The following is a 25,066-nucleotide window of genomic DNA, read 5'->3' on the forward strand; positions in this document are numbered from 1 at the left end:
AGCCGGGCTACTGTCCGCGTTATACTGATTGCTCAGACGGTCTGTAGGCTTTTGAAAAAATCCATCCCAAGTGCCTCTTTAGGGGACTTAGGGGTGATGTAACTCCAACTTTAACCAAATCATATATATGGAAACTCTCCTTCAGGAACCACAAACGAATACGACCTTATCAACGGAGGACGTTCACTTGATCAATGCTTATTGGCGGGCCGCGAATTATCTGTCGGTTGGACAGATGTATCTGCTGGATAACCCGTTACTACGTGAGCCATTGGCCCTGGAACACATCAAGCGTATGTTGCTGGGCCACTGGGGTACTACACCTGGCCAGAATTTCATCTATGCGCATTTGAACCGGGTGATCAAAAAAAATGATCTCAACATGATCTACATGTCGGGGCCAGGTCATGGCGGACCAGCGGTGGTAGCCAATACGTATCTCGAAGGTACCTACAGCGAAGTTTACCCCCGGATTAGCCCCGATGAGGCCGGCCTGAAAAAACTGTTCAAACAATTCTCGTTCCCCGGTGGCATTTCGAGCCACGTATCCCCCCAAACGCCCGGTTCCATTCACGAAGGAGGTGAGCTGGGTTATTCGCTCAGTCATGCTTTTGGCGCTGTGTTCGACAACCCGGATTTGGTCGTTGCCTGCGTGATTGGCGATGGAGAAGCTGAAACTGGCCCACTGGCGACGGCCTGGCATTCCAACAAGTTTCTCAATCCGGTTTCCGATGGGGTGGTGTTGCCGATTCTGCATTTGAATGGCTATAAAATTTCCAACCCGACGGTGCTGGCCCGCATCACGCATGAGGAGCTGGACCAGTTACTACGGGGTTACGGCTGGACGCCCTATTTCGTGGAAGGCCACGAGCCAGAATTGATGCATCAGGCGATGGCCGCGACGTTGGATACCGTCATCGCGCAAATCAAACAGATTCAGCAAACCGCTCGTACAGAAGGCAATACGACTCGCCCCCGCTGGCCGATGATCGTGTTGAAATCGCCGAAGGGCTGGACAGGCCCAAAAGTCATTGACGGTCTGCCCAATGAAGGTACGTTTCGGGCACACCAGGTCCCGCTTTCGGTATCGGCCACTACGTCACCCGAGCATCTGACGCAACTGGAAAGCTGGTTGAGAAGCTATAAACCCGATGAACTCTTCGATGAGCAGGGTCGATTGTTGCCAGAATTGGCCGAGCTGGCTCCGCAGGGCGACCGGCGAATGGGGGCCAACCCTCATGCCAACGGCGGGTTATTGCTAAAGGACCTGCATATGCCCGACTTTCGGGAATACGCCGTTGACGTACCGCTGCCCGGCGTCGCACAAGCCAGTGATACGCAGACGGTTGGTCGGTTTCTGCGAGACATAATCAAACTGAATAACCAGCCCCGCAACTTCAGGATAGTTAGTCCCGACGAAACGGTTTCTAACAAGCTGGAAGCCGTTTTTGAGGTAACAAATCGCCAATGGGAAGCCGGGACGGCCGAAAATGATCAATTTCTGGCACCGACGGGCAGCGTTATGGAAATGCTCAGCGAACACCAGTGCGAAGGCTGGCTGGAAGGCTATCTGCTGACGGGTCGGCATGGGCTGTTTAACAGCTACGAAGCCTTCATTCACATTGTCGATTCGATGGTCAATCAGCACGCCAAGTGGCTCAAAACGACGCGGGAAATCCCCTGGCGACGCCCCATTGCCTCCCTCAATTACCTGCTTACCTCCACCGTCTGGCGGCAGGACCACAACGGCTTCACCCACCAGGATCCCGGTTTTATGGACCATGTGATCAACAAAAAAGCCGAAATAGTACGTGTCTATTTACCACCGGATGCCAACTGCTTACTCTCGGTGATGGATCATTGCCTGCGCTCGCGGCACTACGTCAATGTGATCGTGGCGGGCAAGCATCCGGCCCCGCAATGGCTGAATATGGACGCGGCTACGAAGCATTGTACGGAAGGAATCGGAATCTGGTCCTGGGCGAGCAATGATCAGGGCATTGAACCCGATGCGGTAATGGCTTGCTGTGGCGACGTACCGACGCTGGAAACTCTAGCGGCTGTTTCGATTCTCCGCACGCATTTGCCTGACCTGAAAATCCGGGTAGTCAACGTGGTCGATCTCCTGAAATTGGAGCGCCATACAGAACATCCGCACGGCCTGAGCGACGCCGATTACGACGCTATTTTCACCCGGAACAAGCCCGTTATTTTCGCCTTTCATGGCTACCCCTGGCTGGTGCATCGGTTAACCTACAACCGCGCTAATAACAGCAATATGCACGTGCGCGGCTACAAGGAAGAAGGTACGATCACAACGGCCTTCGACATGACCGTACTGAACGAACTGGATCGCTTTCACCTGGTCATAGACGTACTGGATCGTCTGCCGCAGTTGGGCAATACAGGATCTTACCTGAAGCAATTAATGAAAGATAGACTTATTGAACACAAGCAGTACATCACCACAAACGGCGAAGATATGCCTGAGATTCGTAACTGGATGTGGAATGCCTGATACGCATTACGCATAAGCGAATTTTTCATACCAGGATCATTTGCGTTCGCATGGGTCATTCAATGATAAGCAACCCATAAATGACATTCGGCACATACTCAAACCTGGCCAGTCTTACCTGCGCTCGGCACGGCTTCGGCACGATGGTAAGGCTGCATACGACTACGCTCCTTTCTAGTGATCATAATAAAACAAAAATGAAAAATAAGGAAATTGATCAGTTGTTGTGTGATGAAAAGAATCACCTCAAAAAATTGCATCAGATCGTTAAAGAAACGATTCTGGCCGAAGAACTGATTGTCCAAAATCTAATAAACCCTCCTCTGGATGTATTAACGCCCGGTCAAAAGCTGTCGGACAAAGTGGCCCGGTTTGGGGGAAGCTGGCAGTTTATCAGCTGGTTCGGCATTCTACTGACCGGCTGGATTATTTTCAATGCTTTGGCAGTAGGTCATTTTAAATTTGATCCCTACCCCTTCATCCTGATGAACCTGATTCTTTCCTGCATTGCTGCCCTGCAAGCGCCTATTATTATGATGAGCCAGAACCGGCAGGAAGAAAAAGACCGCATGCAGAGTGAAAACGATTACCTGATCAATTTAAAAGCGGAAATGCAGATCCGAAGCCTGAACAAAAAGATAGACGTATTGATCGAAGGCCAAGTAAAAACCCTGTTTGACACCCAGCAAAAGCAATTTGCTCTCCTTCAGGAAATAAATGAAAAACTGGAAAATCGTCTTATCAATTTATAGCGGATGCACGTTTACACAAAAACGTAGCTGACAGCCATACCACATAAAGGGGGAGGTTGTGCTTGTTGAGGGGCGGTTATAATACCCATCGAATATTTCGCTATAGGGAACCCAGCCTGCCTGCGAATCGACGTTGTCTCTGACCTGACCAGCTTATATAGGGTTCATGGCCCCAGCAGTTAGCCCATTGCACCCGATCAAGGTAAAATGACCCCTACCGAATTTGTGCGTCAGCTTGTGTAGAACAAGCCCAATCCCCGGAGCCAAAAGACCGCCAGACACACTTTCCAGGTGTTTCCATTCTTTTCACCTAGTCTACAGATGTTTTCTTAAACAACTGATTTTGAATAGGATCGGTGGCTGTATGCTTGCTTTTTACCCGCCAAGCCCTGTGTGAGTAACTAAACAAGGTTGACTCCAAAAGCGAAACGTTAGCCTGCTTACCGCTTCTGTCCAATCATAAGTACGCTTACCTGTTTTTGCCCGTGAAACTGACAGCATGCTCGAACATTTTAGCTGGTGATCTCTTTATAGATTAAAATAAGATTAAAGAAAATGCACCAGTTGGGCGGCACGTTTCCCGCAAGTAGTTTATATTCAGCAAATTGATGGCCCGTAGCCACAGTGAACAACAGCCAGATGGTCTTGCCAGCAGCCCGTTCTAATCAGCAAACATTGATTGTAGTTACTGCACAAAGGTAGGGGCCGGTAAAATCCAGGCATTTGTGACTGTGCGACCAATACAACCCTGGACCCGGGTCGGTTAAACAAACTCATTTAATCGGCAGAAAATCAATTCGCATTTAATCGTACCAAAAATTTATGAGTTTCGCGGACAGCCTGGTTCCATTGATTACCCTCATTGCCTTAGAAATTATTCTGGGCATTGATAACATCATTTTCATTTCCATTCTGGCGGACAAATTGCCGGTTGAGCAGCGGGACAAGTTGCGCTACTGGGGATTGGGCCTGGCGATGGTGATGCGATTAGGCCTACTGGCGCTCTTGTCATGGATTCTGAAGCTGGATCAAACTCTGTTTACACTGGGTACAATTGATTTTAGTGGCAAAGGGCTGATTCTGCTGGCAGGTGGTCTCTTTCTACTCTATAAAAGCACCAAAGAAATTTACCATAAGGCTGAAGCGGGCGAAGATGCCAACGCTCCCGACACAACCAAAGCAACCTTCCGGGATCTGTTGATTCAAGTGCTCATTCTGGACATGGTATTTTCCATCGACTCCATCATTACAGCCGTTGGCATGGTTGACCAACTCTGGGTCATGTATACGGCTGTCGTGGTCACCGTGGGTGTAATGCTAGTAGCCTCTAAACCGATCGCTTCGTTTATAACCAAACACCCTTCGTTCAAAATTTTAGCGTTGTGTTTTCTCTTGATTATCGGTATGTCGCTGGTGGCGGAAGGGCTCCATTTTACCATACCTAAAGGATATATCTATTTCTCTATGGCCTTCGCCTTTCTCGTGGATTTCATTCAGTTAAAAACGGTACACCCAGTTAAAGAGAAGAAATGAGGAAACCCGCCTTGTAAAGCAGTCGTCCTGATGCGGATCAGGTGGTTTGGAACGTATTAACTTACGGAGTTCTTGACAGACATCTGCTGGATTTAGCTTTAAATAGAACTCTTGACTCGACTGCATACGAGCCCGGCGGCATGAGGCCCTGGTCTATTCCTGCGTTGCGTAAAGCCCATTGATGTTTCGCTTGCCCTAATAAACATGAACTCTACTATAGCCTTTGTCCTGGCCTTCATGCTACTGACCTTGCCCTGTCAGGGGCAAAAAAAATATGAACGGGAATACCGGATTAAACCAGGAGCTGTTCCTCAAAAAGCCGCCCGCTTTATCAACGATGTATTTAAGAAAACAACCATTCATTGGTATGGCGAGGAAAGCTTAACAGGAACGACCATCGAAGCCAAGCTGAAAGCGGGAGGAAAACGATACAGTATCGAATTTGACTCGTCGGGTACGATTCAGGACGTTGAAATACAACGTAGTTACAGCCAAATTCCAGCGCCAACCAGGAAAGTCCTGACCGATCAGTTAAGCCAGAAATTTGACACCTTCACCGTTGTTAAAACGCAGTTGCAGTGGACGGCCAGCCAGTCTGATTTAAAAACTGCTATCTTAACTGACAACCTTCCGGCCTCCATTCAAATCCGGTATGAACTGATTCTGAAAGCCCAAAAGAACCGTTCAGCCAGCTACTATGAAGTGCTATGTGAACAGACGGGTGCGATCGTCAGCATTCACCAATTGGTACAACGTAATGTGAATAACCTGATTTACTGATGAGTAAAGTATTCATCGTTGCTTCACTATTGATTTGCATCACCACACCTTCTTTTTCTCAGGACAGGTACCTAGCGGGCACCCTCCCGCAGGTCAATGTCAATTTTTCGCTACCCAACAAAGTCAAGCTTAACACAAAGCTTGAATCCCGTCAGCTATTCACTGAGCGAAAGCCAAACGAGGCTGACCAGAACAGGTTTCGGTATGAACGAACGGACCTGGCCCTGGTGCTCACCAAAAAAGTGTCCCTTAATTCGACCCTGGGCGGTGGGTATTTGATCCGGCTTGAAGACCATCAATTCGTCCACCGCCTGATCCAGCAAGCTAACCTGGTCAACGATCTTGCCTTAATCACCGTGGCGCACCGGGTTGTTGTCGACGAGACGTTCCGACAGACGGAACCACTGGAAGTTAGAGTAAGGTACCGGCTTAGTCTGGAAAAAGCCCTGAACGGAAGAGAGATTGATGCCAACGAAATGTACGTAAAATTCAACAATGAGTATTTAGGCATCTGGGCATCCAACAGAACCGATTTGGAAATTCGCGGTTCGCTGGCGCTGGGCTACAATGCGGTTAATGACACTAAAATTGAGCTGGGGTTCGAGTATCGGGTGAATGAGTTTGACCAGCCCAGACAAGCACACCAATATTGGGCAACCATTAGCTGGTTTATAACGATCTGAGGAATGGCTTTCAGATTATGATGAATCGGCAGGCAGGTATTGACATGAGTTTTTACCAGGTTTGAATCGCAGGCAGTTACTGGCTCAGGGAGAGATTCAGGTAAAATTTCCGTCATTTGTCCCAGCTATCAAAAAGCAAATCAACGTTACACAACTGGATGACCACCTCGTCCATACTCCCTTATTCCATCCTCAACAGATGTCCATGCATTCTACCGCCCATATCCTGCTGGTTGAAGATGAGCCCAAAGTGGCCAGTTTTATCAAGAAAGGCCTGCAAACCCAGGCCTATGTGGCCGATATTGCGTTGACGGGGACGGAAGGCAAACGGCTCTTTGCCACCAATCCCTATGATCTGGTCATTCTGGATATTAATCTGCCGGATTTTAGTGGACTCGACCTGGCCGAGTCCATCCGTCGTCAGGACCGCAAGGTCCCTATTCTGATGCTGACTGCCCTGGACACGACTGCCGACAAACTGCTGGGCTTTGACGCGGGCGCGGATGATTACCTGGCCAAACCCTTCGATTTCATGGAGCTGCTGGCGCGGGTCAAAGCCCTGCTACGTCGGTCGACAGCCTCAGAAGACGCTGACCGAATTCTGCGGGTTGCGGATCTGGAACTTGACCGCCATGAACGCGTCGCCCGCCGACGGGGCGAGACGATCGAACTGACCGCCCGCGAATATGCCTTACTGGAATACTTGATGCGCCATGCGGGCCGGGTTGTCTCCCGGGTCGATATCGCCGAGCAGGTTTGGGATATTGGTTTCGATACAGGGACCAATGTAATTGATGTGTACGTCAGTTACCTGCGCGCCAAAATCGACAAGGATTCGCCCACCAAGCTCATTCACACCCTGATTGGGATGGGCTACGTGCTGAAAGAAAAATGAGTCTTCGTACCCGCCTGACGCTTTTATTCACGGCAATCGTCTCCATTCTGCTGGCGTTGTTTTGTGGCTTACTGTACGGACTTGCCGAACGGTACCGGGAACAGGAATTCCAGAATCGTCTACAGGCCGAAGCCCAAACAGCGGGCCATCTGCTGGTTGGTCAGGAACGGGTGGGTCCGGCCCTTTACAAATTACTTGACAAAAACCAGCTGACGGTCTTGCCGCAGGAGGAAATTATTATCTACAATGCCAGCAATCAGCTGATCTACGAAAGTGGTACGGATTACCTTACCGTTTCACCCGCAACCCTGGCGCGCATTCGCCAGCAGGAACGCCTGTACTGGCGGGAAGCGAACCGCGAGATCGTAGGTATTCTGTTTACCGAACAACGAGCGACATCGGTCATTTTTGCTTCCGCTGTTGATACGTATGGCCATCGTACGCTACAGGACCTAGCCCGGCTACTAGCCATTGGGTGGGGAGTGATGACGGGGCTTATGCTGCTGGCTGGTCGTTTTTTTGCCGGTCGGATGTTACAGCCCATCAACCAGATCAATCAGCGGATCGATACCATTACAGCCTCGAACCTGTCACGGCGCCTGCCCGAAGGGGATATGGGAGACGAACTTACTCAGTTGGCCCAGCGATTCAATCGGATGCTGAACCGGCTGGAAGACGCCTTTCGCCTACAGCGATCCTTTGTGGCGCATGCCTCTCATGAACTACGAACCCCTCTGACGGCCATCACGGGACAGTTGGAAGTGTCTCTCCTGGCGAATGATGAAACCGATGAACTCCGGGAAACCCTCCGGTCTGTGCTCGACGATGTGCGGGGGCTGAACCGAATGACGAATGGGCTGTTGAGTCTGGCCAGCGCCAGTATGGACTCCTCCGCCGTGCCGATGGTGGCCGTATCCGTCGATGCGCTACTAAAACAGATTCAGCTTGATTTCCAGCGCCTTCAATCGCGATACACGGTACACCTGCACATCGGCTCACCCGACACGGACTGGCAGCTAATGGGTAGCGAGCCCCTGCTCCGAACCGCACTCTTCAATCTGATTGACAACGGTGGCAAATTTTCGGCCGACCATGTTGTATCCGTCACGCTGACGGCGTCCCCTCGTTTCCTGCACGTAACAGTTCATAATTCGGGTTCTCTGATCCCGGCGGACCAGCTAACGGCAATTTTTAATCCCTTTCAGCGGGGCAGCAACGCCACTGGTTTACCCGGACATGGGATTGGGCTGGCGCTAACCGAGCGCATTGTCAAGCTGCATCAGGGCCAGATTCAGGTTGACTCCTCACTGGAAGCCGGTACGACCTTTTCGGTTATACTACCCCGCTAATTTTCTTCATGCCCTTCCGGTTATTTCCGCTACGTATAAGCATTGCTCAGGCATGAAAGCGTGGCTGGCGGTGCCTGCCTGTTGGCTAACTAATGGCCGAACGACATTTCTAATGCCGTTCTAATCTGGCGCTAATGCGGGCCTAACCCCGCCGTATGACCTTTGTAAAGTCAATCAGCGAATGGTGGTTGACGTCCCACTCCAGGTCGATGGAGTACCTACTTAACAAGAGACATCATGAAAACATACCTGTTTGTGTTAGCCTTTAGCAGCCTTTCCTGTCTGACGGCCTCGGCCCAGGATGATCGTAAACTGCGAAACGATCCGACGTATTCCACGCATAATTATAAGCACCCCAACAAAGCCGCCACAGCCCGCCAATGGGAAAAGAAATCGGGCGTCTTGGTTCAGCCACCTAAACTTAGCCAGGGACCGCCTGCCAATTACAAGCATTCGGTACCCGGTACCCTACCCCAGGGGGGTGTGGTGGTTCCGCACACGCCAGAGATGGACGTAGCCGTGCGAAATTATAAAAATCAACGTATTTCTTCCGCCAGACCGGCGAGCCAGGCGGCTTCTGCCGTTGCTGACCGGGTGCCTGGCCAACCGTCTTCGGAAGGCAATTAATAAACGGTAGGTGGGGCTGATGTTCATCGATCGATGGTGCATCAGCCCTGAACGTTACCGATTTACCGATAACCAACGAGTAATTTCATTTAATGCTACGTGCTTATGTATTCACCCGATGTATCACTGGGCTTAGGAAGTATTGTCTACGCACTGACTAAAGTAGATGGTCGTGTTCAAAGAGAGGAGACACAGGTAGCTCAATTCCTCTTAGGCGAAGAGCCACATGGCACATTAGCCCTAAGTGGCTACTCGCTACGGGAAAACGTACAGGAAACGGCCGAAGAGGCTTATGCCTTTGGCATGCGTCGCCTGATTGACAAGCGGGGTGAGCTCACCGAACGTATCAAAAAGCGATTTGTCACCATTCTATTGCAGGTGGCCCGGTCTCATCAGGGAATGTCGCCTGCGGAATGGTCCTTCATTCGTAGGTTCTGGCGTGAGATTCAGCATTTCTGATATTTACCGGCTCGCTGAACGAGTTAAACCCTGGCTAATCGTGGTAGGACCTTCTGTCACCTAACTACTCTAGAGTTTATTCAAATCAGCAATAACCAGAAGCAAAAATGCCACACCCGTTCGTAACAAGTGTGGCATTTTTGCTTTTACCGAATCAATTATACGCCGGGATAACCTGGATTCTGGGTTTTCAGGTTGGGGTTGTTCAACAACTCCTGCTTAGGAATTGGGAGCAGCAGATGTTTTTCCTGCAAAGGCTGATTATTTGAACTGGGATTCACGTGTCCAACGAAATTATCGAAACCATTTTTATCATTGTACACTTTCCGCAGACGAACCATATCAAACCAGGTAATCTGTTCGTAGGCCAGTTCGTGCCAACGCTCCCGCCAAACGGCTTCCCGGAAGGTAGCCTGCGTGAACGTTCCCAACGCGGGTGTAGTCAATTTAGCACGGTCACGAATACGCTTCATGGCATCATAGGCAGCCTGGGTTGGCCCACCCACTTCGTTCTGCGCTTCTGCATAAATCAGCAGTGTTTCTGCATAACGAATCTGGGGCACGTTCAGGTTGTTCTGACGGGTACCGGCAACACCCGACGTACCGTTTGCTGTCCGGTTGAAGTGCTTGAATACGTAAGGGGCGCCTAAGCTGAACTGAGCACCGTTGCCATTGGTATAATACGTCGTGTAGAAGTATCCTTCCTGATCCTTAGCCCGCAAATCGCCTGGTTCATATGAACTGTAAAAACTAGGCACTGGAACTGAGCTACCCGTTCCACCAGGACCATTATAGGTAACTGGTTTAAAGTTCGGGTAGAAATTATCCATTGGGTTAGCAGCTACACTTGTATTGTACTGGATTTCGAACAGGTGTTCTATCCGGTTCTCAGTGCTTTCGCTATGGACATCGTTATAATTCGTAAACAGGTTGATTGTACCTGGATTCGCATTGGCATAGGTAATCACTTCCAGCGCTTTGTCGGCGGCTAACTTATAGTGCGAGGCTCCTTTGCTGAGCGGGAAGCCAGCCATCGTCAGATACACTTTGGCCAACTGCGTTTTCACGGCAGCTAAGTTAACCCGTCCGGTTACGTCCATCCAGGCCAGGCCAGCCCCTTCGGCAGCAACCAGGTCGTCGACAATCAGTTTATAGACATCCTCCTTAGAGGCACGGGTCGGCAGAAAGTCAGCCGAGTTTACTGTTTGCGACTTGGTAATCAAGGGAATATCACCCCATAACTGAACCGCCGTAAAATAGGCAGAAGCCCGCAGGAACCGAGCTTCACCCAGAATTTTAGCTTTCTGAGCGGCATCCATCGGCGTAATAGCCGGTACCTTGTCAAGTACCTGATTAGCATTGGCAATCACGCGATACAGACCATTCCAGTAGTTAACTACGTGCGCTGTATTGCCGTCATGTACTAACCCATAAAGGTTATTGAGGTCGGAATTTTGCGCGGTTTCCGTAGTGGATGTACCCGTCAGGGCTTCCAGCAACTGCCAGTTGCTGGAGAAGATACCCGCCCCTTCGCCCATAAACCGCAGGCTGGCGTATACCGATGCCAAAGCCGATTCAGCCTGGTCAGGAATCGTATAAAAACTATCAGGGGTCAGGTTCGATGGAGCCTTTTCTTCCAGGAACTCCTTACAGCCAACGGTGCTGGTTAGGGCAAATCCGCACAGCAAGGCCCGGCTTATATGTTTTACGAGTGTATGTCTCATTCGATGAAATTTCTAGGTTAAATGCATTCGTAGATTACAATCCGATCTGAAGGCCCAGCAGATAGGTGGTTGGTTTTGGATAGTTGTGCCAGATTTCACCCTGCGAGAAGGCGCTGTTATTATCGCCAGTACCCTGATTGGTTGGGGTTACTTCTGGGTCACCGATAATGGGGTCCTGCACTAATAGGAAGAAATTTTGCGCCGAGGCATACACGCGAAGCCGGTTTAATTTCAACCTGTTCGTGATCGCAGATGGTAAGGTGTAGCCAAGCAGCAAATTTTTACCCCGCAGGAATGAGCCATCCTTAACCCAATGGCTATCTACGTTGGTTACATAGCCCGCACGCGTATCCCGAATTTGCGCAATCATTGTGTTCTGATTGGTTGGCGTCCAGGCGTTCAGTACGGAGGTGTAGCTGTTTGCCAGTGCCTGCCGGTCTTCACTGGGGTGCAGGTTCATGAGCAATACATCGTTGCCGTACATATACTGTAGTTCAAGTGTAGCATCGAAGTTACCTAACTTGAAGTTGTTGGTCAGTGCACCCCAGCCTTTTGGACTGCCGTTACCAATGATACTACGGTCAGCATCGGTAATCGCTTTATCGCCATTCACATCCAGATACTTGATGTCGCCGGGTAGAAGGGTCAGGCCATTCCGATAGCTGGTAAATTGAGCAGCCTGATCGCGCTCAGCTTCACTCCAGGTACCCAGGCGAGTGAGCCCCCAGAATGAACCAACCGGCTCACCAATCCGAATGATGTTGGTTTGGTTCGTAAAGTTCGGTCCGCCGACGCCGAAAATATCGGATGGTGTAGCCAGCGACAGCACTTTGTTGCGGTTAAGCGAGATGTTGAACGTAGTGTTCCAGGTAAAAGCACCCTTGTTAACGTTCACCGTATTTATGGAAAACTCAAAGCCCTGGTTCTGCATCGAACCTACGTTCCGGCGAATGGTGGCATAGCCGCTGGTACGTGGAACAGGGGCATCAAGCAGCATGTCGGTAGTTAGGCGATAATAGTAATCCAACTCCATGTTAACCCGTCCCTTGAACAAACCAATTTCTAAGCCTACGTCTGTTTGAGCGGTTTTTTCCCATCTCAAATCAGGGTTAGCCAGGCGGTTAATCCCCGTTCCACTAACCCGTGTGTCACCGTAGACGGTGGTGTAGGTAGAGCTAAGTAACGACAGCGACTGATACGGTGGAATCTCCGAGTTACCCGTCAGACCGTAGCTAGACCGTAGTTTCAGGTTGGAGATAATCGAATTACCTTTCAGGAAGTCTTCTTCCGAAATACGCCAGGCTAAAGCCGCCGAAGGGAAAAAGGCAAACTTGTTGTTTTCCCCGAATTTAGATGAACCATCGGCCCGACCCGTAGCGGTGAACAGGTATTTGTTTTTGTAGCCATAGTTGATCCGACCGAAGTAGGAGTTAAACGCAAACCGTGATGCTTCTGATCTAACTGAGGGGTTAGTAGCCCCAGCATCTATGTTGTTGAAGCCAAAGTAGTCGGTAGCGAAGCCACTAACGGCGGCACCTATATTGAACGTATTCGTTTCCTGCCACGAGATCCCCAACAAGCCTGTAAACGAGTGATCCTGACCAAACTGCTTATTGTAGGTCAGGTAGTTCTCCAGCGACCAGAACGACGTGCGGGTATTAGCCACATCAGCGTTACCGTTACCACCAATGTTCAGCGTACGGGTTTGCGACTGGTTAACTTCCTGGGTCTGGATATTCGTACCCAGAACAGTCCGCATTTCCAATCCTTTACCGAAAGTAATGTTGGTAAACAGACTTCCGATAGCCGTTTGGGTATTCTGAATGTATTTACGGTCCATCAGGCGGTGTACTGAACTCATTGTGCCTTCGGCCTGAGGGTAGTCGCGGTTTTCAGCGAAGATACCCGTATCGGGGTAGCGTACGGGCAGGAACGGAAAGTCTTCCACAATTTGCCGGGCAACTGCATCATTAATATCCACCAGGTTTTCAGTCTGGTTGTTATAACTCAGCGTACCGCCAATTTTGAGCCAGCTTTTTACCTGATCATCAATGGAGAAGCGGCCAGAATACCGTTTCATGTACGACGTTTTGATAAGCCCCTGATCGTCCCGATAGTTGAGCGAGAGCGAATACTGGGTGCGCTCGTTACCACCACTGAAGCCTAACTGATGGTTTTGTGAAATGGAATTCTGCGACGATTCCTTAAACCAGTCGGTATCGTACAACGGGTTCAGATTGGCATCAAAAACACCTGGGTGGGCTGCACTGAATGCTTTCCGCCGAACCACAGGGTCCAGGTTTGAATATTTACCAGAGGCCCAGCCGACGGGGTCAAACTTGGCTATGTTGGCATAAGCCAAATCCTCCGTAGCTAAGTACTCTTTTGCGTTTAATACTTTGGGCTTGTTTGGGCCAATGGTATTCACGCTGAACTGCGTATCATACGTAACCCGGCTTTCGCCGGCTTTACCTCTTCTGGTTGATATCAGAATAACACCATTTGCTCCTCTGGCACCATAGATAGCCGTTGACGAGGCATCTTTCAGTACTTCAACATTAACAATATCGTTCGGGTTAATGTAGTCAATCGGGTTACTGAACTGATCGCCCGTACCCTGTGGAAGCATAACGCCATCTACTACATAAAGCGGGTTGTTCGAAGAGTTGATCGAACTAAATCCCCGAATCCGAACGGTAGTACGACCCCCAGGACGACCCGAGTTGGTGTTTACCTGCACACCAGGCAGTCGGCCTGAAAGCTGCTGGTTAAGCGAAGGGGCAGGCCGCTCCAACAGTTCAGCCTCTTTTACGCCAGAAACGGCACCCGTCAAATCCGATTTTTTTGCCGTACCGTACCCAATAACGACAATCTCATCCAACACCTTACTGTCGGCTTTCAGGCTAACGTCCAGGGATGTCTGGTTACCTACTTTCACCTCTTGAGTTAAATACCCAACAAATGAGAAAACCAACGTAGCACCACCTTCGGGTACGTCTAATTTGTAGCGACCTTCGGCATCGGTGACCGTACCGCGCTGTGTTCCTTTCAGGATAACGCTCACACCGGGTAAGCGTTCGTTCTTTTCATCAATAACCCGACCAGTTAATGTTCTGTCTACTAACTTTTCTAAGCGAATCGTTACGTGTTTGCCGGATACGTTTCCATCGGGAATGCCGGCAGCTTGGGTTAGGGTAATACAAGAGCAAACCAGGAGGCCTTGCGTAACAGACAGCCTCATAAACCTGCCTGGCAGGATATGCGGTCGTAAAGGTTTTGCCATAGGACTTTTGCCGTTCAAATGGGCGTTTAGAGTTAAGTTGGGAATAATTGAATGCCCAATTATCCAGACCAAGAAATAGTATTGCAAGTATATCTACTTATCCATTCCTGAGTTTTTATTAAAAAAATTAAAAATCTTATTATAAGTGGGTTAAAAATCTTGTTATACTAAAGTGGGATCAACTAACTGTATATTTCTCAATAAGCTCACTATTAACCTTATAGCCAATTTCTAGATTTAGTGAACTCCATACTGTATAAATGACTCTTTGTTGTTTTAATCTCAAGATTAATAAGGAGATACCAAGTAGCGAAAGGTATTATTACCGTATCATCGGGCCAAGGCCGTAAAAGTAGCCTGACTGGCAACCCCTCCTGGCCAAAAGTGAACAGCCTATAAAAATAACCAGCTCTATCGGCGGCTCCTGTCGGCACAAATTCACGTCAGAATCTGTTATAAGGATAGTCGTCCCTAACCGGTTGGCAGTTTACGTATGCAACCTGATTCCAGCATTACTACAATTTCGAGTACCCAACACCTTACCGACCGTCGGCCCGACTCTGTTAACCTATGGGAAACGGCTCAGGCGGTAGGTTTTCCGGCTGCTCTCTGGCGATTGCCCAATCAACAGGATAAGCACCTGATTGTGTCTTTTGAGGAAGTATTGCCTCGCATAGCGGCCGACCTTGATGAATTACCGGCTGGTTTTCTCATCAGCCCCTTCGACAACCTCAATACAGAGACGCAAAGTCCCGATCAGACCCTTTTCCTGCGAGCCGACCTTCAGGCTGTTTTTTCTGCTGAAAACCAGGCCGACGTTAAAGTAGTCTCTGGCGAAATGACCGATAGGTTCTGGCAAGCTTGGCATTCTCTCCCTAAGCCCCAGCCTGAACAGCCTTCCAATGCAGAAACGCTCACCGTTCTATCCGACGCTGGTGCGGAGGCCTTATACGTACGTAACGTAGCAGAGGCTGTTGAGGCCATGCAGCGGGGTGAATTTAGGAAAGTAGTGCTGTCGCGTACAAAGCAGGTGCAATTTGCCGACGCCCCCAATGCGGTGACGTTGTTTGATAAACTTTGCCAAGCTTATCCAACAGCGTTTGTATCTGCTGTTTCTATTCCGGAGAAAGGTCAGATCTGGATAAGCGCGACGCCAGAACGCTTGGTAAGCATCGACGCTGATGGTATTTTCCGGACGGCTTCACTGGCCGGCACTCAGTCAGCGTTTGAACCTGATGGCACGCCCAAACGCCCCCCGGAAGCGATGTGGTCGCAGAAAGAAATTGAAGAACAGGCACTGGTGAACCGCTACATTATCGAGTGTTTCAAGAAAATACGGCTGCGCGAATACGTAGAAGAAGGCCCAAAAACGATTATAGCGGGAAATCTTATGCACCTCAGCACCTTCTTCACAGTCGACACCCAGGCAGTGCGCTACCCGCAGCTTGGAACGGTTATGCTGCGCTTACTTCACCCAACATCGGCTGTATGCGGGACCCCCCGCGACGTAGCGTTCAACTTCATTAACCGGCATGAAGCCCACGATCGCGAACTCTACAGCGGTTTTCTGGGACCCGTAAACATCGACACAACGAATGAAGGAGCGGCCAGTAATCTTTTCGTACACATCCGCTGTATGAAACTTGAAGGCAGGCTGGCTACCCTCTACGCTGGTGCGGGATTGACCGAAGATTCGGTTCCTGAACGCGAATGGCAGGAAACCGAAATGAAATGTCAGACATTACTTTCAGTACTCAGTAAATAATAAAGCAGGTATCAGTAAGCCCCATGAACGAAGCCTATTGATACCTGTTTTATTATTTACTGAGTACTGTTTATTCCCCTTCAGCAGGGTCATTTGGCGCACGGGAACCTCCTTTGGCCGTACGATTACCCGCTTCACTGGCGGCCGATGATTGCGTGTCTGCATCGGGCGCGGTACCCTCCGTATCATCATCGGCGGTCGTTACCATCGGTTCTTCATCCGGATCTTCTGCTCGTTCGTTGAGTGCCATAGTATTACGTAGTTAGGAAAACAGGGTTGCTTTTTTGATACGGCCCGAACAACAAACTGGTAGGCTGACGGGAAACAACAGGCGACTTACTCCATGCTATCATCATCCAGATCGTCATCGATGGAATCATCGTCTAACTCCTCCAGATCATCTTCGCTGAACTCGTCTTCAATGTCGTCCAGATCATCGGCTCCATAGCCACTGGCGGCTCCAGAACCTAGTTCATCGAAATCGGCTCCGCCGTCAAAATCATCGTCCTCGTCGTCGAACGTTTCGGGATCGGGGTTTAACATCAGCACGTCCTCGTCCTGATCAAACGTTGGCTGGTAAATCATGGTCAATAAAGTATAAAAGTTAATTCAGTTCTCATAACGCAGCTCTTTCCCGGAAGGTTTATTCAATTAATGCACTAATTGGTGAAACGCCCCGAAACCACGTAGTCAATTTGCAGTTGTTTACATGACGACCTACAAATTACTGTTGGCAAACATAGCAATCCGCATCCATAAACCTACTACTTCATTCATGAAAAATTACCAGCTTCGGCGCTTATCAAACCAACCTATTCTGCAAACAAGCGATGTTAAGCCATCAATTGACGGTTTCGATGTGCTGGGCGCGTTCAATCCGGCAGCCTGTTTTTTTGGCGATGAAGTCCTTATTCTCCTGCGCGTTGCCGAAGCCCCAAAAGCCCGAAATGGCTACCTCCCGATACCCCTCATTGAGGAACAGGACGGCGTTCCGACATTGACGGTCAAGCACTTTCCGGAACCAGATGAGCCCTACGACCCGCGTGTCGTTACTCTTGAGGGCAAAGTTTATCTGACCTCGTTAAGCCATCTGCGGCTGGCCCGTAGTAAGGACGGTATCCATTTTACGATTGACGAAAAACCATTTCTTTTTCCGGCCCGGATGGATGAATCATATGGCATTGAAGATGCCCGGATTACCTTTCTGGAAGGAAAATACTGGATCACCTATACCGCCGTGTCGGAACATGGGCCGGGTGTCGGACTTGCCGTGACAACCGATTTCGTTCATGTTGAACGTATTGGTATGATTCTGCCACCGCCGAACAAAGATGTAGCCGTATTTCCCCAAAAAATCAATGGCCACTATATGCTTCTGCACCGACCCATGGTAGCAGAGATCGGCAAACCGTCGGTCTGGCTGGCCGAATCAGCCGATGGTGTTCATTGGGGGAACCATCGGTATCTGTTCGGCGGACGGGGCCAATCCAGCCCCGCCCTGCTCAATACCCGTTTTTCCTGGGAAGGGGGCAAAATTGGCGCTGGGCCAGAGCCGATGCTAACGGATGAAGGCTGGCTGGTTTGTTACCACGGTGCCGACTCGACTCATTCCTATTCATTAGCGCTGGCCTTACTGGATAAAGATGATCCAACGAAGGTACTCGCCCGCTCCGACGTACCGCTCCTAACACCCGAGTTGCCCTGGGAGCGCGAAGGCTTCTTTCCGAACGTAGTGTTTTCGAACGGCTGGATAAAATGGCCTGATAATAGCGAGCACGCAGGTAAAATCTGGGTCTATTATGGCGCTGCCGATTCGGGTGTGGGCCTGGCCGAGTTAATAGCAGAATAACACTAGCGCGGGTCGTTCCCGTGTATCGGTTCCCGTCGGGCTCACAAATCCAGAATATATGTTTTACGGGCAATGTCCATTGTCAGTAAGGGATCGTAGGCGGCATTCACCCGGTTGGCATTCTCCGCCACCGTAAGCGGAATACCGGCTTGTTTACGGCGCTGGTTTACAGTCCTATACTCGGCAATGGGCCAGACGAAACACCGCGACTGATTCGATGTTCTGATCTTCCGGCAGGCAACCTGCGTACCATATACCTGCGGTTTCTGGGCGTACATCAACGAACGGTCGAGCATAAGCGCGTATTGCTGAAAGGGTAACTCCCCCGCTTCGGCCGCTTTTTTGACCGCGGGCATATAGGGGTCCACTGTATGCGCGTGTTGAATGATGTAAAAGACAGCTTCATTGGTGGGCGTACCAACCAGCGTTTTACCCGGATACCCATATTCTTTAAGAATCGCATTGGCGCGGGCCAGATTACTGGTATCGGTTTTGATCTGTTCAGCCCATAATACACCAGCCAGTTTTTTGCGATCGGTTTTGTAAACCAGGCTTAGGCTATCGGTTAGCGGTTGATTGTTCCCCATTTGGGTAAGCCACTGTCTATTACGCTGATCCAGCACATACATGCTGTCCAGTTCGCGTTTAAGTGGCTTATTAATCTGCCCGAAAGCCGAAACAGAGAGACAACCAAAAAAGAATAGTAAAAATCTCATAATAAACTGGCTAATTAGTTGAAGCACAAGCAAAGGTGCTGTCTTTTATTTATTTTCGTTTGTCTCTAACTTTTCTCTTGCATGTATCGCTTCCATCAACTTCTGATCTGTTGTTTTCTCACTACTTCCCTCTTAGCCCAGAGCCAGAAACGCCCGCTCACGGCTGCCGATTATGATCGTTGGCAGAGTGTCCGGTCCGAAAAAATTTCTGACGATGGCCGTTGGATTGCCTATCAGATCGACCCTCAGGACGGCGATGGCCGACTGGAGGTAACGGCTACCGGTACTAACAGCAACCGCACACGCTATGTTTTTCCGCGTGGTTACCTGGCACAGTTTACCCCTGACAGCAAATTTTTAGTGATGCGCCTGAAAGTACCCGTAGCGGACGTTCGCAAAGCTAAACTCAAAAAAAAGAAACCGGATGAAATGCCCAAGGATAGTATGCTCGCGCTGAACCTAACGACGGGTAAGTCCACAAAATTACCCAATGCGAAATCGTTTACGTTCGGTAAAGAGTCAGGTTCGTGGCTTGCCATCTTGCAGGAGCATAAAGAGGCCAGCGAGAAGGCCACTCCCAAGACGGCTTCTTCCCTGAAAGATACGCTTAATCCATCAGCACCGGTTTCGACAACGTCAGTTGCCACGCGAAAAGGCCCATCCAAAAAACCCAAAGGTGATGACCTGACGATACTGAACATGACCGATGGCACCCGTAAGACCGTTCGCTACGTATCGAACGTAGTGATGTCAGACAATGGCCAGGCGATATTTTATAATAAAGAATCAGCCAATGATTCGCTGAAAACAAGTGACAAGGTTGTGCCGGGCGTATTTTTATTCAACACAACCAATGGGCAAACCATGCTCGTTGATACTAGTTCGAAACGCAAGATTTACAAAGGATTAGCCATCGACAAAAAAGGGCAGCAACTCACCTGGATGGCCTCGGCCGATAGCGCAGGAAGCGACGTGAAAGTGTTTACGCTGTACTACAAAAATCTGGCTCCAGCGGTTGCGGTGAAGGGGAAACGTAGTAAGCCCGCGACTCCCGAAGCACCATTCAAAGTTATTGCCGATACGCTGACGGCCACCTTACCCAAACGCTGGTCGGTGAATGAATATCGCGAACCAAAGTTCTCTGACGATGGCAAACGGCTCTATTTCTCCACCTCGCCCATTGCGCCAAAACCGACGAAAGATACATTGACGCCCGAAGATGAGAAAGTGCGAATGGACATCTGGACCTGGAAAGACAGTCGACTGCAACCGATGCAGCAACGTCGGCTAAAAGAGGAAAAAGAACGTGGCTTTCTGGCGGTCTATGACCTCACGTCAGGAAAAGTTACGCCCCTGGCCAACCGCGAAGTCCCAACGGTTGACTTCGATCCAAAAACCAATCCCCGGTACTTACTCGGGCTGAGCGACCTCCCCTACCAGGTTCAGGCCTCATGGGACCCCGGCCATACGGACCTTTACCTGATTGATACGCAGACCGGCGAGAAGAAACGAATTGCCAATGACATCATGGCCTCACAGCCTAAACTTTCGCCCGAAGGAAAATACGCCTACTGGTTCGATGAGCGCGATTCGCTCTGGCGGGCCTGGTCGGTGATGGATGGGAAACGTATTGATTTGACACGCGGCCTGCCCAGCAAATTCTTTGATGAAGAGCATGACACCCCCAATCTGCCCGGTTCGTATGGCTCGGCAGGCTGGACAACCGGCGACCGCTACGTATGGCTCTACGATCGCTACGACATCTGGCAGATTGACCCTACCGGCAAAGAAAAACCAACCAACCTAACGTCGGGCTGGGGCCGCAAGAACAAAATCCGGCTACGTCGGGCGGAAGTAGACAATGACGATGAGGCTACACCGGGTCGGCGATTTAGCGGTCCCGAAAAAGCAATCGACCCCAAAAACGAAATATTCCTGACGGGCATTTGGGAGAGCGACAAAGCCACCGGCATCCTGAAGAGTAAAAATGGCCTGGCCGTTGCCGAACCCACCGTGCTGACACGTAGTAATCACCGGTATTTCGGCGTGAACAAAGCTAAAAATGCACCCGTTGTTACATTTTATCGCGGCAACTATCAGGAGCCAATCAACCTGTTCCAGACCGACACGACGTTGGCAAACCCGGTGCAATTGACGAAGGTAAATCCCCAACAGGACAGCATCCGCTGGGGCAGCGTCGAATTGGTGAAGTGGGTGGGTACCAATGGGATTAAACTCGAAGGGTTGCTTTACAAACCCGAAGGCTTCGACCCCAGCAAGAAATACCCCATGCTCACGTATTTCTACGAGCGTAACGCAGAAACCCTGAACGACTACAAAGCGCCCTCGCCAAGCCGGTCAACGATTAATATTCCGTATTGTGTCTCGAACGGGTATCTGGTGTTCGTGCCGGATATCGTCTACACAACAGGCCAGCCTGGACCCAATGCGTATGACTGCATTGTGCCTGGCGTGCTAAGTTTACTGGATAAAGGCTTTGTCGATCGCGACCGGCTTGGCATTCAGGGGCAAAGCTGGGGCGGCTACCAAACGGCTTACATCATCACCCGTACGAACCTGTTCCGGGCGGCCGAAGCAGGGGCGCCCGTGGCCAACATGACGTCGGCCTATGGCGGTATTCGCTGGGAAACGGGTATTAGCCGGGCCTTCCAGTACGAAAAAACGCAAAGTCGCATTGGGGGTACGCTCTGGGATAAACCCATGAATTACATCGAGAACTCGCCACTTTTCTTCGCCAACCGCATCGAAACACCGCTGATGATGACGCACAATGACGCCGATGGTGCCGTGCCCTGGTATCAGGGGATCGAGCTATTTTCGGCGCTACGTCGGTTGAATAAACCCGTCTGGATGTTAGTCTACAACGGCGAGGGTCACAACCTGACCCAGCGTCATAATGCGAAAGACCTGAGCATCCGGCTCTATCAGTACTTCGATTATTACCTCAAAGACGCGCCCATGCCCGTCTGGATGAAAGAGGGACGTAGTGCCGTTGAGAAAGACCGGGGCGAAATGAAGTACCAGACGGCTACGGATTCAAAGGAATAATCTGGTAAACGAAATATAACTGAAACAGCGTCTCAAATGGTATCAGGCATATTGCTTGGTACTCTTTGAGACGCTTTTCTTATAAGAACTATCTATATAGCTTTTGCGTGTAACCCCCAACCCCCTGAAGGGGGCTTAGCCCGGCAATTCTCAACCTAAGCCCCCTTCAGGGGGTTGGGGGTTATATAGATTACCTAATTGTAATTAAGTTTCACTTAACCGTAAACTCAACAGTCTTGCCTTCGGTGATTTCCTGCGTTTTTGCCAGTTGATGCGTTCCTGCATCCTGAATAGTAAACCGGCGAAGGTGAAGTTTGCCGCTCAAAACGGCTACCGATACGTTCGTCGTTGAATTCGCGCGGGAAACCGAGCAGGTTCCCCAGGCCGAGCCGTTCGACCAGAAGTACGTTCCGGGTTTCGACGTAATGGTCATGGTTTCGGTTACCCCCGAGTAGCGGAAACCACTCCAGGCCAGCACCGCATTCCAGCTAGTCATTGACCGGGCGTAGTGGTACCCACATTCGGGTTCGTTAAATGGATTCCGTTTGCGGCCGTCAAACCGGTTCCGGATGCTGGTCAGGCATTTGAGCGCATTTTCGGTTTGTCCTTCGTAGAGCATCCCAACGGCCGCACAGTATTCGAAGCCGGTCATGGATTCGGCAAAGTACGGAAATGGGACCTTAAGGCGTCCTTTCGGCCAGCTCGCCATCAGTAAGCCCGATTCGTCGCCCAATACGTAGGAACGCATGTTATTGAAATGATCGGCGAAACTGTCCAGGTAATTGTATTTCATGATGCTTTGCAACGTCGTCTGGATGTGGCCACGATCGGCCAGATAGCCCAAGCCCAGCGAATGCGCCATCATCTGCCCAACCAATTGATCAACCAGACATCCTTTGCCCAATTGATAATCCGGTACGTTCACCGTTGAATCTTGTTCCCAATTCAGAAAGGCAAACGTTTTGGGGTCGGTGATTTTCTGTTCGTAATACGTGCCGTTGAACAAATGCTGATCGACCCAGGCGCTTCCTTTTTTGAACAGATCGTCACACTTTCGGGCCAGTTCTTTATCGTGCATGGCAACGGCCATTTCACCAGCCGCTCTCAGGGCACCGAGGTACCAAAAGCTCATTTGCGGGTTCGGCCCGAAATAATCCACGTCCATTGTATTATGCTGACGACCTTCCATCACGCCATCCTGATTACCGTCCCATCCGCCTTTAATCCAGGTATAATTCAGGACTTTTTTCACCTGCCCCCAGTTCTTTTTCAGGAATTCGGGATTCCCCGACAATTGCCAGTCACGATAGAATTTCAGAATCGTCCCCATTTGGCCATCGGCAGCGGCACCCTTCCACTCCTGCGCTTTCGGGAGGGGCAGCATCACCCGAAAACTCATTTTACCGATGTCGTTGGTTGCATAGTTGAACTCGATGTCGCGCATGGACTGGGATAGCTCGGCGAACAGAAAAGCGGTGGCCTGCTCATAATTCCAGACGTGTGTACAGGACCCAAAGCAGGAACCGAATTCATCGAAAACACCCTCCCACCCCATCAGGTGCCCGCTGGGAATCCGAAAAACCGTTTGGGAACGTAGCGCGGCCAGATTGAACAAAGCCGCTTCCTTAATAACGTCAGGGTAATCACTACGTAAAAAGGCATTCACAAACTGAAGCGTTTTCTGTTCAAGTAGCGGTAAACGCGGCAACGTTTTGGCGATAACATCCCAGGCATCGGCATACTGCGTTGAGTAATAATTGCCAATCGTTTCCTGATCCTGTTTGGTGGAGAACGACGTCCAGGCGCCCCGATTCGGGAAGTTCCAGCTAATAAAAAACGTGAAGGTTTGTGTCTGGCCAGGCGCAATGACTTTCTGCACGGCCAGTGAGGCCAGCGGGTCATCATCAACGAGTTTACTCTTTTCCGTCAGGGTTCCGTCGGCGCTAAAATCGTCCCAGAAATCGAGCATGGCGTTTTCCCAATCGTTGGATCGCGAGCTGGTCCGGTAACTCACGCCGGTTGCACTGTTCGTCGTTAAGGCTATGGTGCCCCAGGCCGCATCCTGCCGGTTTACGCTATCGGAATACATGTAAATTCCCTGCACGCCGTTCCCGCTTTTGTACACATTCACATTCTTCCGGGCGCCTTTGGGAACAATATCACCCTTCCAGTCTTTGTCGTATTTGCTGCCATCTTTACCAATGTAGTTGCGCATTGAACCGCACACCGAAACCGTTTGTGGCTCGTTGCTGGTATTGGTCACCTCGTAAGCCAACACGGCGATGGGAATGCCACTGCCATCCGCATCGCCGGGAATGAACGGATTGAATCCTTTTATTTTGACGGTTACGGGTATTTTTGCATCCGATAGATTGACCTGTCCAAACGGATAAGCCGCATCGAAAGCCGCTTCCCTAAAACGCGGAAATCCGTGCTGGTTAACGGGTCGGCCTTCGTAGTGCAGGTATTCGGCCGGGTCCAGTGGTCCAATCAGGGCTTTTGTCATCGCCACACCATCTTTCGGTCGCACATTAATCGCAAAAAACGGCGCATTATTCCCAACGGTAACCGTGCTAAATCCTTTGGCGGGTTTATTCATGATCTCCCAATCGCGCAGTTCGCCCCGGCCACCCAGCGAAACGGTTCCCGTACCGATACCGCCCAGTGGCAGCGCAATCTGGTGCAGGTGATCTTTGTCGTAATGCTTCAGAACGGGCCATTGAGCGGGTTTCCATTGGGCCAGACACGGATGTGTTGCAAAGATCAGGCAGCTAACGAGCCAATAAATTGATTGAGGAAAGAAATCGTTTTTCATAAGGCTCCGGTATGTTTATGTATAGGCTTTTCGCTAGGGGCCGTGCCACGGTTTTGAACCGTGGCACGGCCCCTAGCCGGCCCTTAGCAAAGGCTTGATGAATTAACTCCGTGAACAAGTTGCGCACGAGCTTTAAAAAGGTTACGAAAGGCCAGTTATAATACCTGAACCCTAAATACTTGGCATTATTTAGTAGCCTCGCTACATTCCCGCCCAACGAACCATTGCCCGAAAGGCTAGGTTATTCAC

General features: G+C 50.2%; 18 protein-coding genes. 12 read left to right on the top strand and 6 right to left on the bottom strand.

Annotated features, from left to right (window positions below; all coding sequences use genetic code 11):
• Positions 1-127 precede the first annotated feature (127 nt).
• The 9 genes from ACYVEA_RS00425 to ACYVEA_RS00465 all read left to right on the top strand — a co-directional run bounded on the left by ACYVEA_RS00425 (position 128) and on the right by ACYVEA_RS00465 (position 9,596).
• Positions 128-2,518 carry a phosphoketolase family protein gene (locus tag ACYVEA_RS00425; RefSeq protein WP_461111315.1) on the top strand — a complete coding sequence of 797 codons (2,391 nt, stop codon included), beginning with the start codon at positions 128-130 and terminating at the stop codon, positions 2,516-2,518.
• A gap of 197 nt (positions 2,519-2,715) precedes the next feature.
• Complete coding sequence (locus ACYVEA_RS00430) at positions 2,716-3,270, top strand: DUF1003 domain-containing protein (protein ID WP_461111316.1); 555 nt, start codon at positions 2,716-2,718, stop codon at positions 3,268-3,270.
• 822 nt (positions 3,271-4,092) lie between these two features.
• The gene (locus tag ACYVEA_RS00435) at positions 4,093-4,803 is read left to right on the top strand and encodes a TerC family protein (RefSeq protein WP_461111317.1); all 711 of its coding nucleotides are present in this window, start codon (positions 4,093-4,095) and stop codon (positions 4,801-4,803) included.
• Positions 4,804-5,007: 204 nt separating this feature from the next.
• Entirely contained in the window at positions 5,008-5,583 is a 576-nt protein-coding gene (locus ACYVEA_RS00440) for a hypothetical protein (protein ID WP_461111318.1), read from the top strand.
• Entirely contained in the window at positions 5,583-6,266 is a 684-nt protein-coding gene (locus ACYVEA_RS00445) for a DUF2490 domain-containing protein (protein ID WP_461111320.1), read from the top strand. Before ACYVEA_RS00440 ends, ACYVEA_RS00445 begins: the two co-directional genes overlap by 1 nt.
• A gap of 205 nt (positions 6,267-6,471) precedes the next feature.
• Complete coding sequence (locus ACYVEA_RS00450; protein WP_461112932.1) at positions 6,472-7,161, top strand: response regulator; 690 nt, start codon at positions 6,472-6,474, stop codon at positions 7,159-7,161.
• A complete protein-coding gene (locus tag ACYVEA_RS00455; protein WP_461111321.1) occupies positions 7,158-8,510 on the top strand; it encodes a sensor histidine kinase in 1,353 nt (450 codons plus the stop codon). The genes ACYVEA_RS00450 and ACYVEA_RS00455 overlap by 4 nt, the downstream gene beginning before the upstream one ends.
• Positions 8,511-8,747: 237 nt before the next feature.
• On the top strand, positions 8,748-9,137 hold the full coding sequence (locus ACYVEA_RS00460) for a hypothetical protein (protein ID WP_461111322.1): 390 nt from the start codon (positions 8,748-8,750) through the stop codon (positions 9,135-9,137).
• Between the two features lie 105 nt (positions 9,138-9,242).
• Positions 9,243-9,596, top strand: a complete 354-nt coding sequence (locus ACYVEA_RS00465) for a tellurite resistance TerB family protein (protein ID WP_461111323.1) — start codon at positions 9,243-9,245, stop codon at positions 9,594-9,596.
• A gap of 158 nt (positions 9,597-9,754) precedes the next feature.
• On the opposite strand, the gene ACYVEA_RS00470 is transcribed toward ACYVEA_RS00465, so the two are convergent.
• The gene (locus tag ACYVEA_RS00470; RefSeq protein WP_461111324.1) at positions 9,755-11,320 is read right to left on the bottom strand and encodes a RagB/SusD family nutrient uptake outer membrane protein; all 1,566 of its coding nucleotides are present in this window, start codon (positions 11,318-11,320) and stop codon (positions 9,755-9,757) included.
• 34 nt (positions 11,321-11,354) lie between these two features.
• Complete coding sequence (locus ACYVEA_RS00475; protein WP_461111325.1) at positions 11,355-14,603, bottom strand: SusC/RagA family TonB-linked outer membrane protein; 3,249 nt, start codon at positions 14,601-14,603, stop codon at positions 11,355-11,357.
• 493 nt (positions 14,604-15,096) lie between these two features.
• Here ACYVEA_RS00475 and ACYVEA_RS00480 point away from each other — a divergent pair, with 493 nt between their 5' ends.
• Positions 15,097-16,368, top strand: coding sequence for a chorismate-binding protein (locus tag ACYVEA_RS00480; protein WP_461111326.1), 1,272 nt, complete (start codon positions 15,097-15,099; stop codon positions 16,366-16,368).
• Between the two features lie 70 nt (positions 16,369-16,438).
• Here the strand turns inward: ACYVEA_RS00480 and ACYVEA_RS00485 are convergent, their stop codons facing one another.
• A complete protein-coding gene (locus tag ACYVEA_RS00485; protein WP_093822983.1) occupies positions 16,439-16,618 on the bottom strand; it encodes a hypothetical protein in 180 nt (59 codons plus the stop codon).
• 86 nt (positions 16,619-16,704) lie between these two features.
• A complete protein-coding gene (locus ACYVEA_RS00490; RefSeq protein WP_461111327.1) occupies positions 16,705-16,953 on the bottom strand; it encodes an adhesin in 249 nt (82 codons plus the stop codon).
• Positions 16,954-17,143: 190 nt separating this feature from the next.
• On the opposite strand from ACYVEA_RS00490, the gene ACYVEA_RS00495 reads away from it, so the two are divergent.
• Positions 17,144-18,217 (top strand): glycoside hydrolase family 130 protein, encoded by a 1,074-nt coding sequence (locus ACYVEA_RS00495; RefSeq protein WP_461111328.1) that lies wholly within the window; start codon positions 17,144-17,146, stop codon positions 18,215-18,217.
• Between the two features lie 41 nt (positions 18,218-18,258).
• On the opposite strand, the gene ACYVEA_RS00500 is transcribed toward ACYVEA_RS00495, so the two are convergent.
• The gene (locus ACYVEA_RS00500) at positions 18,259-18,933 is read right to left on the bottom strand and encodes a DUF6624 domain-containing protein (RefSeq protein ID WP_461111329.1); all 675 of its coding nucleotides are present in this window, start codon (positions 18,931-18,933) and stop codon (positions 18,259-18,261) included.
• An 81-nt stretch (positions 18,934-19,014) separates the two neighbouring features.
• Here ACYVEA_RS00500 and ACYVEA_RS00505 point away from each other — a divergent pair, with 81 nt between their 5' ends.
• Complete coding sequence (locus tag ACYVEA_RS00505) at positions 19,015-22,002, top strand: S9 family peptidase (protein ID WP_461111330.1); 2,988 nt, start codon at positions 19,015-19,017, stop codon at positions 22,000-22,002.
• A 211-nt stretch (positions 22,003-22,213) separates the two neighbouring features.
• Here the strand turns inward: ACYVEA_RS00505 and ACYVEA_RS00510 are convergent, their stop codons facing one another.
• Positions 22,214-24,817 carry a GH116 family glycosyl-hydrolase gene (locus tag ACYVEA_RS00510; protein ID WP_461111331.1) on the bottom strand — a complete coding sequence of 868 codons (2,604 nt, stop codon included), beginning with the start codon at positions 24,815-24,817 and terminating at the stop codon, positions 22,214-22,216.
• Positions 24,818-25,066: the final 249 nt, after the last annotated feature.

It is taken from the genome of Spirosoma jeollabukense, assembly GCF_054777855.1.

Bases quoted from the DNA above. Each gene is read 5' to 3' on its own strand.
- ACYVEA_RS00500 (WP_461111329.1), bottom strand. From the start codon at position 18,933: ATGAGATTTTTACTATTCTTTTTTGGTTGTCTCTCTGTTTCGGCTTTC.
- ACYVEA_RS00485 (WP_093822983.1), bottom strand. From the start codon at position 16,618: ATGGCACTCAACGAACGAGCAGAAGATCCGGATGAAGAACCGATGGTA.
- ACYVEA_RS00470 (WP_461111324.1), bottom strand. From the start codon at position 11,320: ATGAGACATACACTCGTAAAACATATAAGCCGGGCCTTGCTGTGCGGA.
- ACYVEA_RS00425 (WP_461111315.1), top strand. From the start codon at position 128: ATGGAAACTCTCCTTCAGGAACCACAAACGAATACGACCTTATCAACG.
- ACYVEA_RS00450 (WP_461112932.1), top strand. From the start codon at position 6,472: ATGCATTCTACCGCCCATATCCTGCTGGTTGAAGATGAGCCCAAAGTG.
- ACYVEA_RS00440 (WP_461111318.1), top strand. From the start codon at position 5,008: ATGAACTCTACTATAGCCTTTGTCCTGGCCTTCATGCTACTGACCTTG.
- ACYVEA_RS00455 (WP_461111321.1), top strand. From the start codon at position 7,158: ATGAGTCTTCGTACCCGCCTGACGCTTTTATTCACGGCAATCGTCTCC.
- ACYVEA_RS00490 (WP_461111327.1), bottom strand. From the start codon at position 16,953: ATGATTTACCAGCCAACGTTTGATCAGGACGAGGACGTGCTGATGTTA.
- ACYVEA_RS00430 (WP_461111316.1), top strand. From the start codon at position 2,716: ATGAAAAATAAGGAAATTGATCAGTTGTTGTGTGATGAAAAGAATCAC.
- ACYVEA_RS00475 (WP_461111325.1), bottom strand. From the start codon at position 14,603: ATGGCAAAACCTTTACGACCGCATATCCTGCCAGGCAGGTTTATGAGG.
- ACYVEA_RS00495 (WP_461111328.1), top strand. From the start codon at position 17,144: ATGAAAAATTACCAGCTTCGGCGCTTATCAAACCAACCTATTCTGCAA.
- ACYVEA_RS00445 (WP_461111320.1), top strand. From the start codon at position 5,583: ATGAGTAAAGTATTCATCGTTGCTTCACTATTGATTTGCATCACCACA.
- ACYVEA_RS00465 (WP_461111323.1), top strand. From the start codon at position 9,243: ATGTATTCACCCGATGTATCACTGGGCTTAGGAAGTATTGTCTACGCA.
- ACYVEA_RS00505 (WP_461111330.1), top strand. From the start codon at position 19,015: ATGTATCGCTTCCATCAACTTCTGATCTGTTGTTTTCTCACTACTTCC.
- ACYVEA_RS00510 (WP_461111331.1), bottom strand. From the start codon at position 24,817: ATGAAAAACGATTTCTTTCCTCAATCAATTTATTGGCTCGTTAGCTGC.
- ACYVEA_RS00480 (WP_461111326.1), top strand. From the start codon at position 15,097: ATGCAACCTGATTCCAGCATTACTACAATTTCGAGTACCCAACACCTT.
- ACYVEA_RS00460 (WP_461111322.1), top strand. From the start codon at position 8,748: ATGAAAACATACCTGTTTGTGTTAGCCTTTAGCAGCCTTTCCTGTCTG.
- ACYVEA_RS00435 (WP_461111317.1), top strand. From the start codon at position 4,093: ATGAGTTTCGCGGACAGCCTGGTTCCATTGATTACCCTCATTGCCTTA.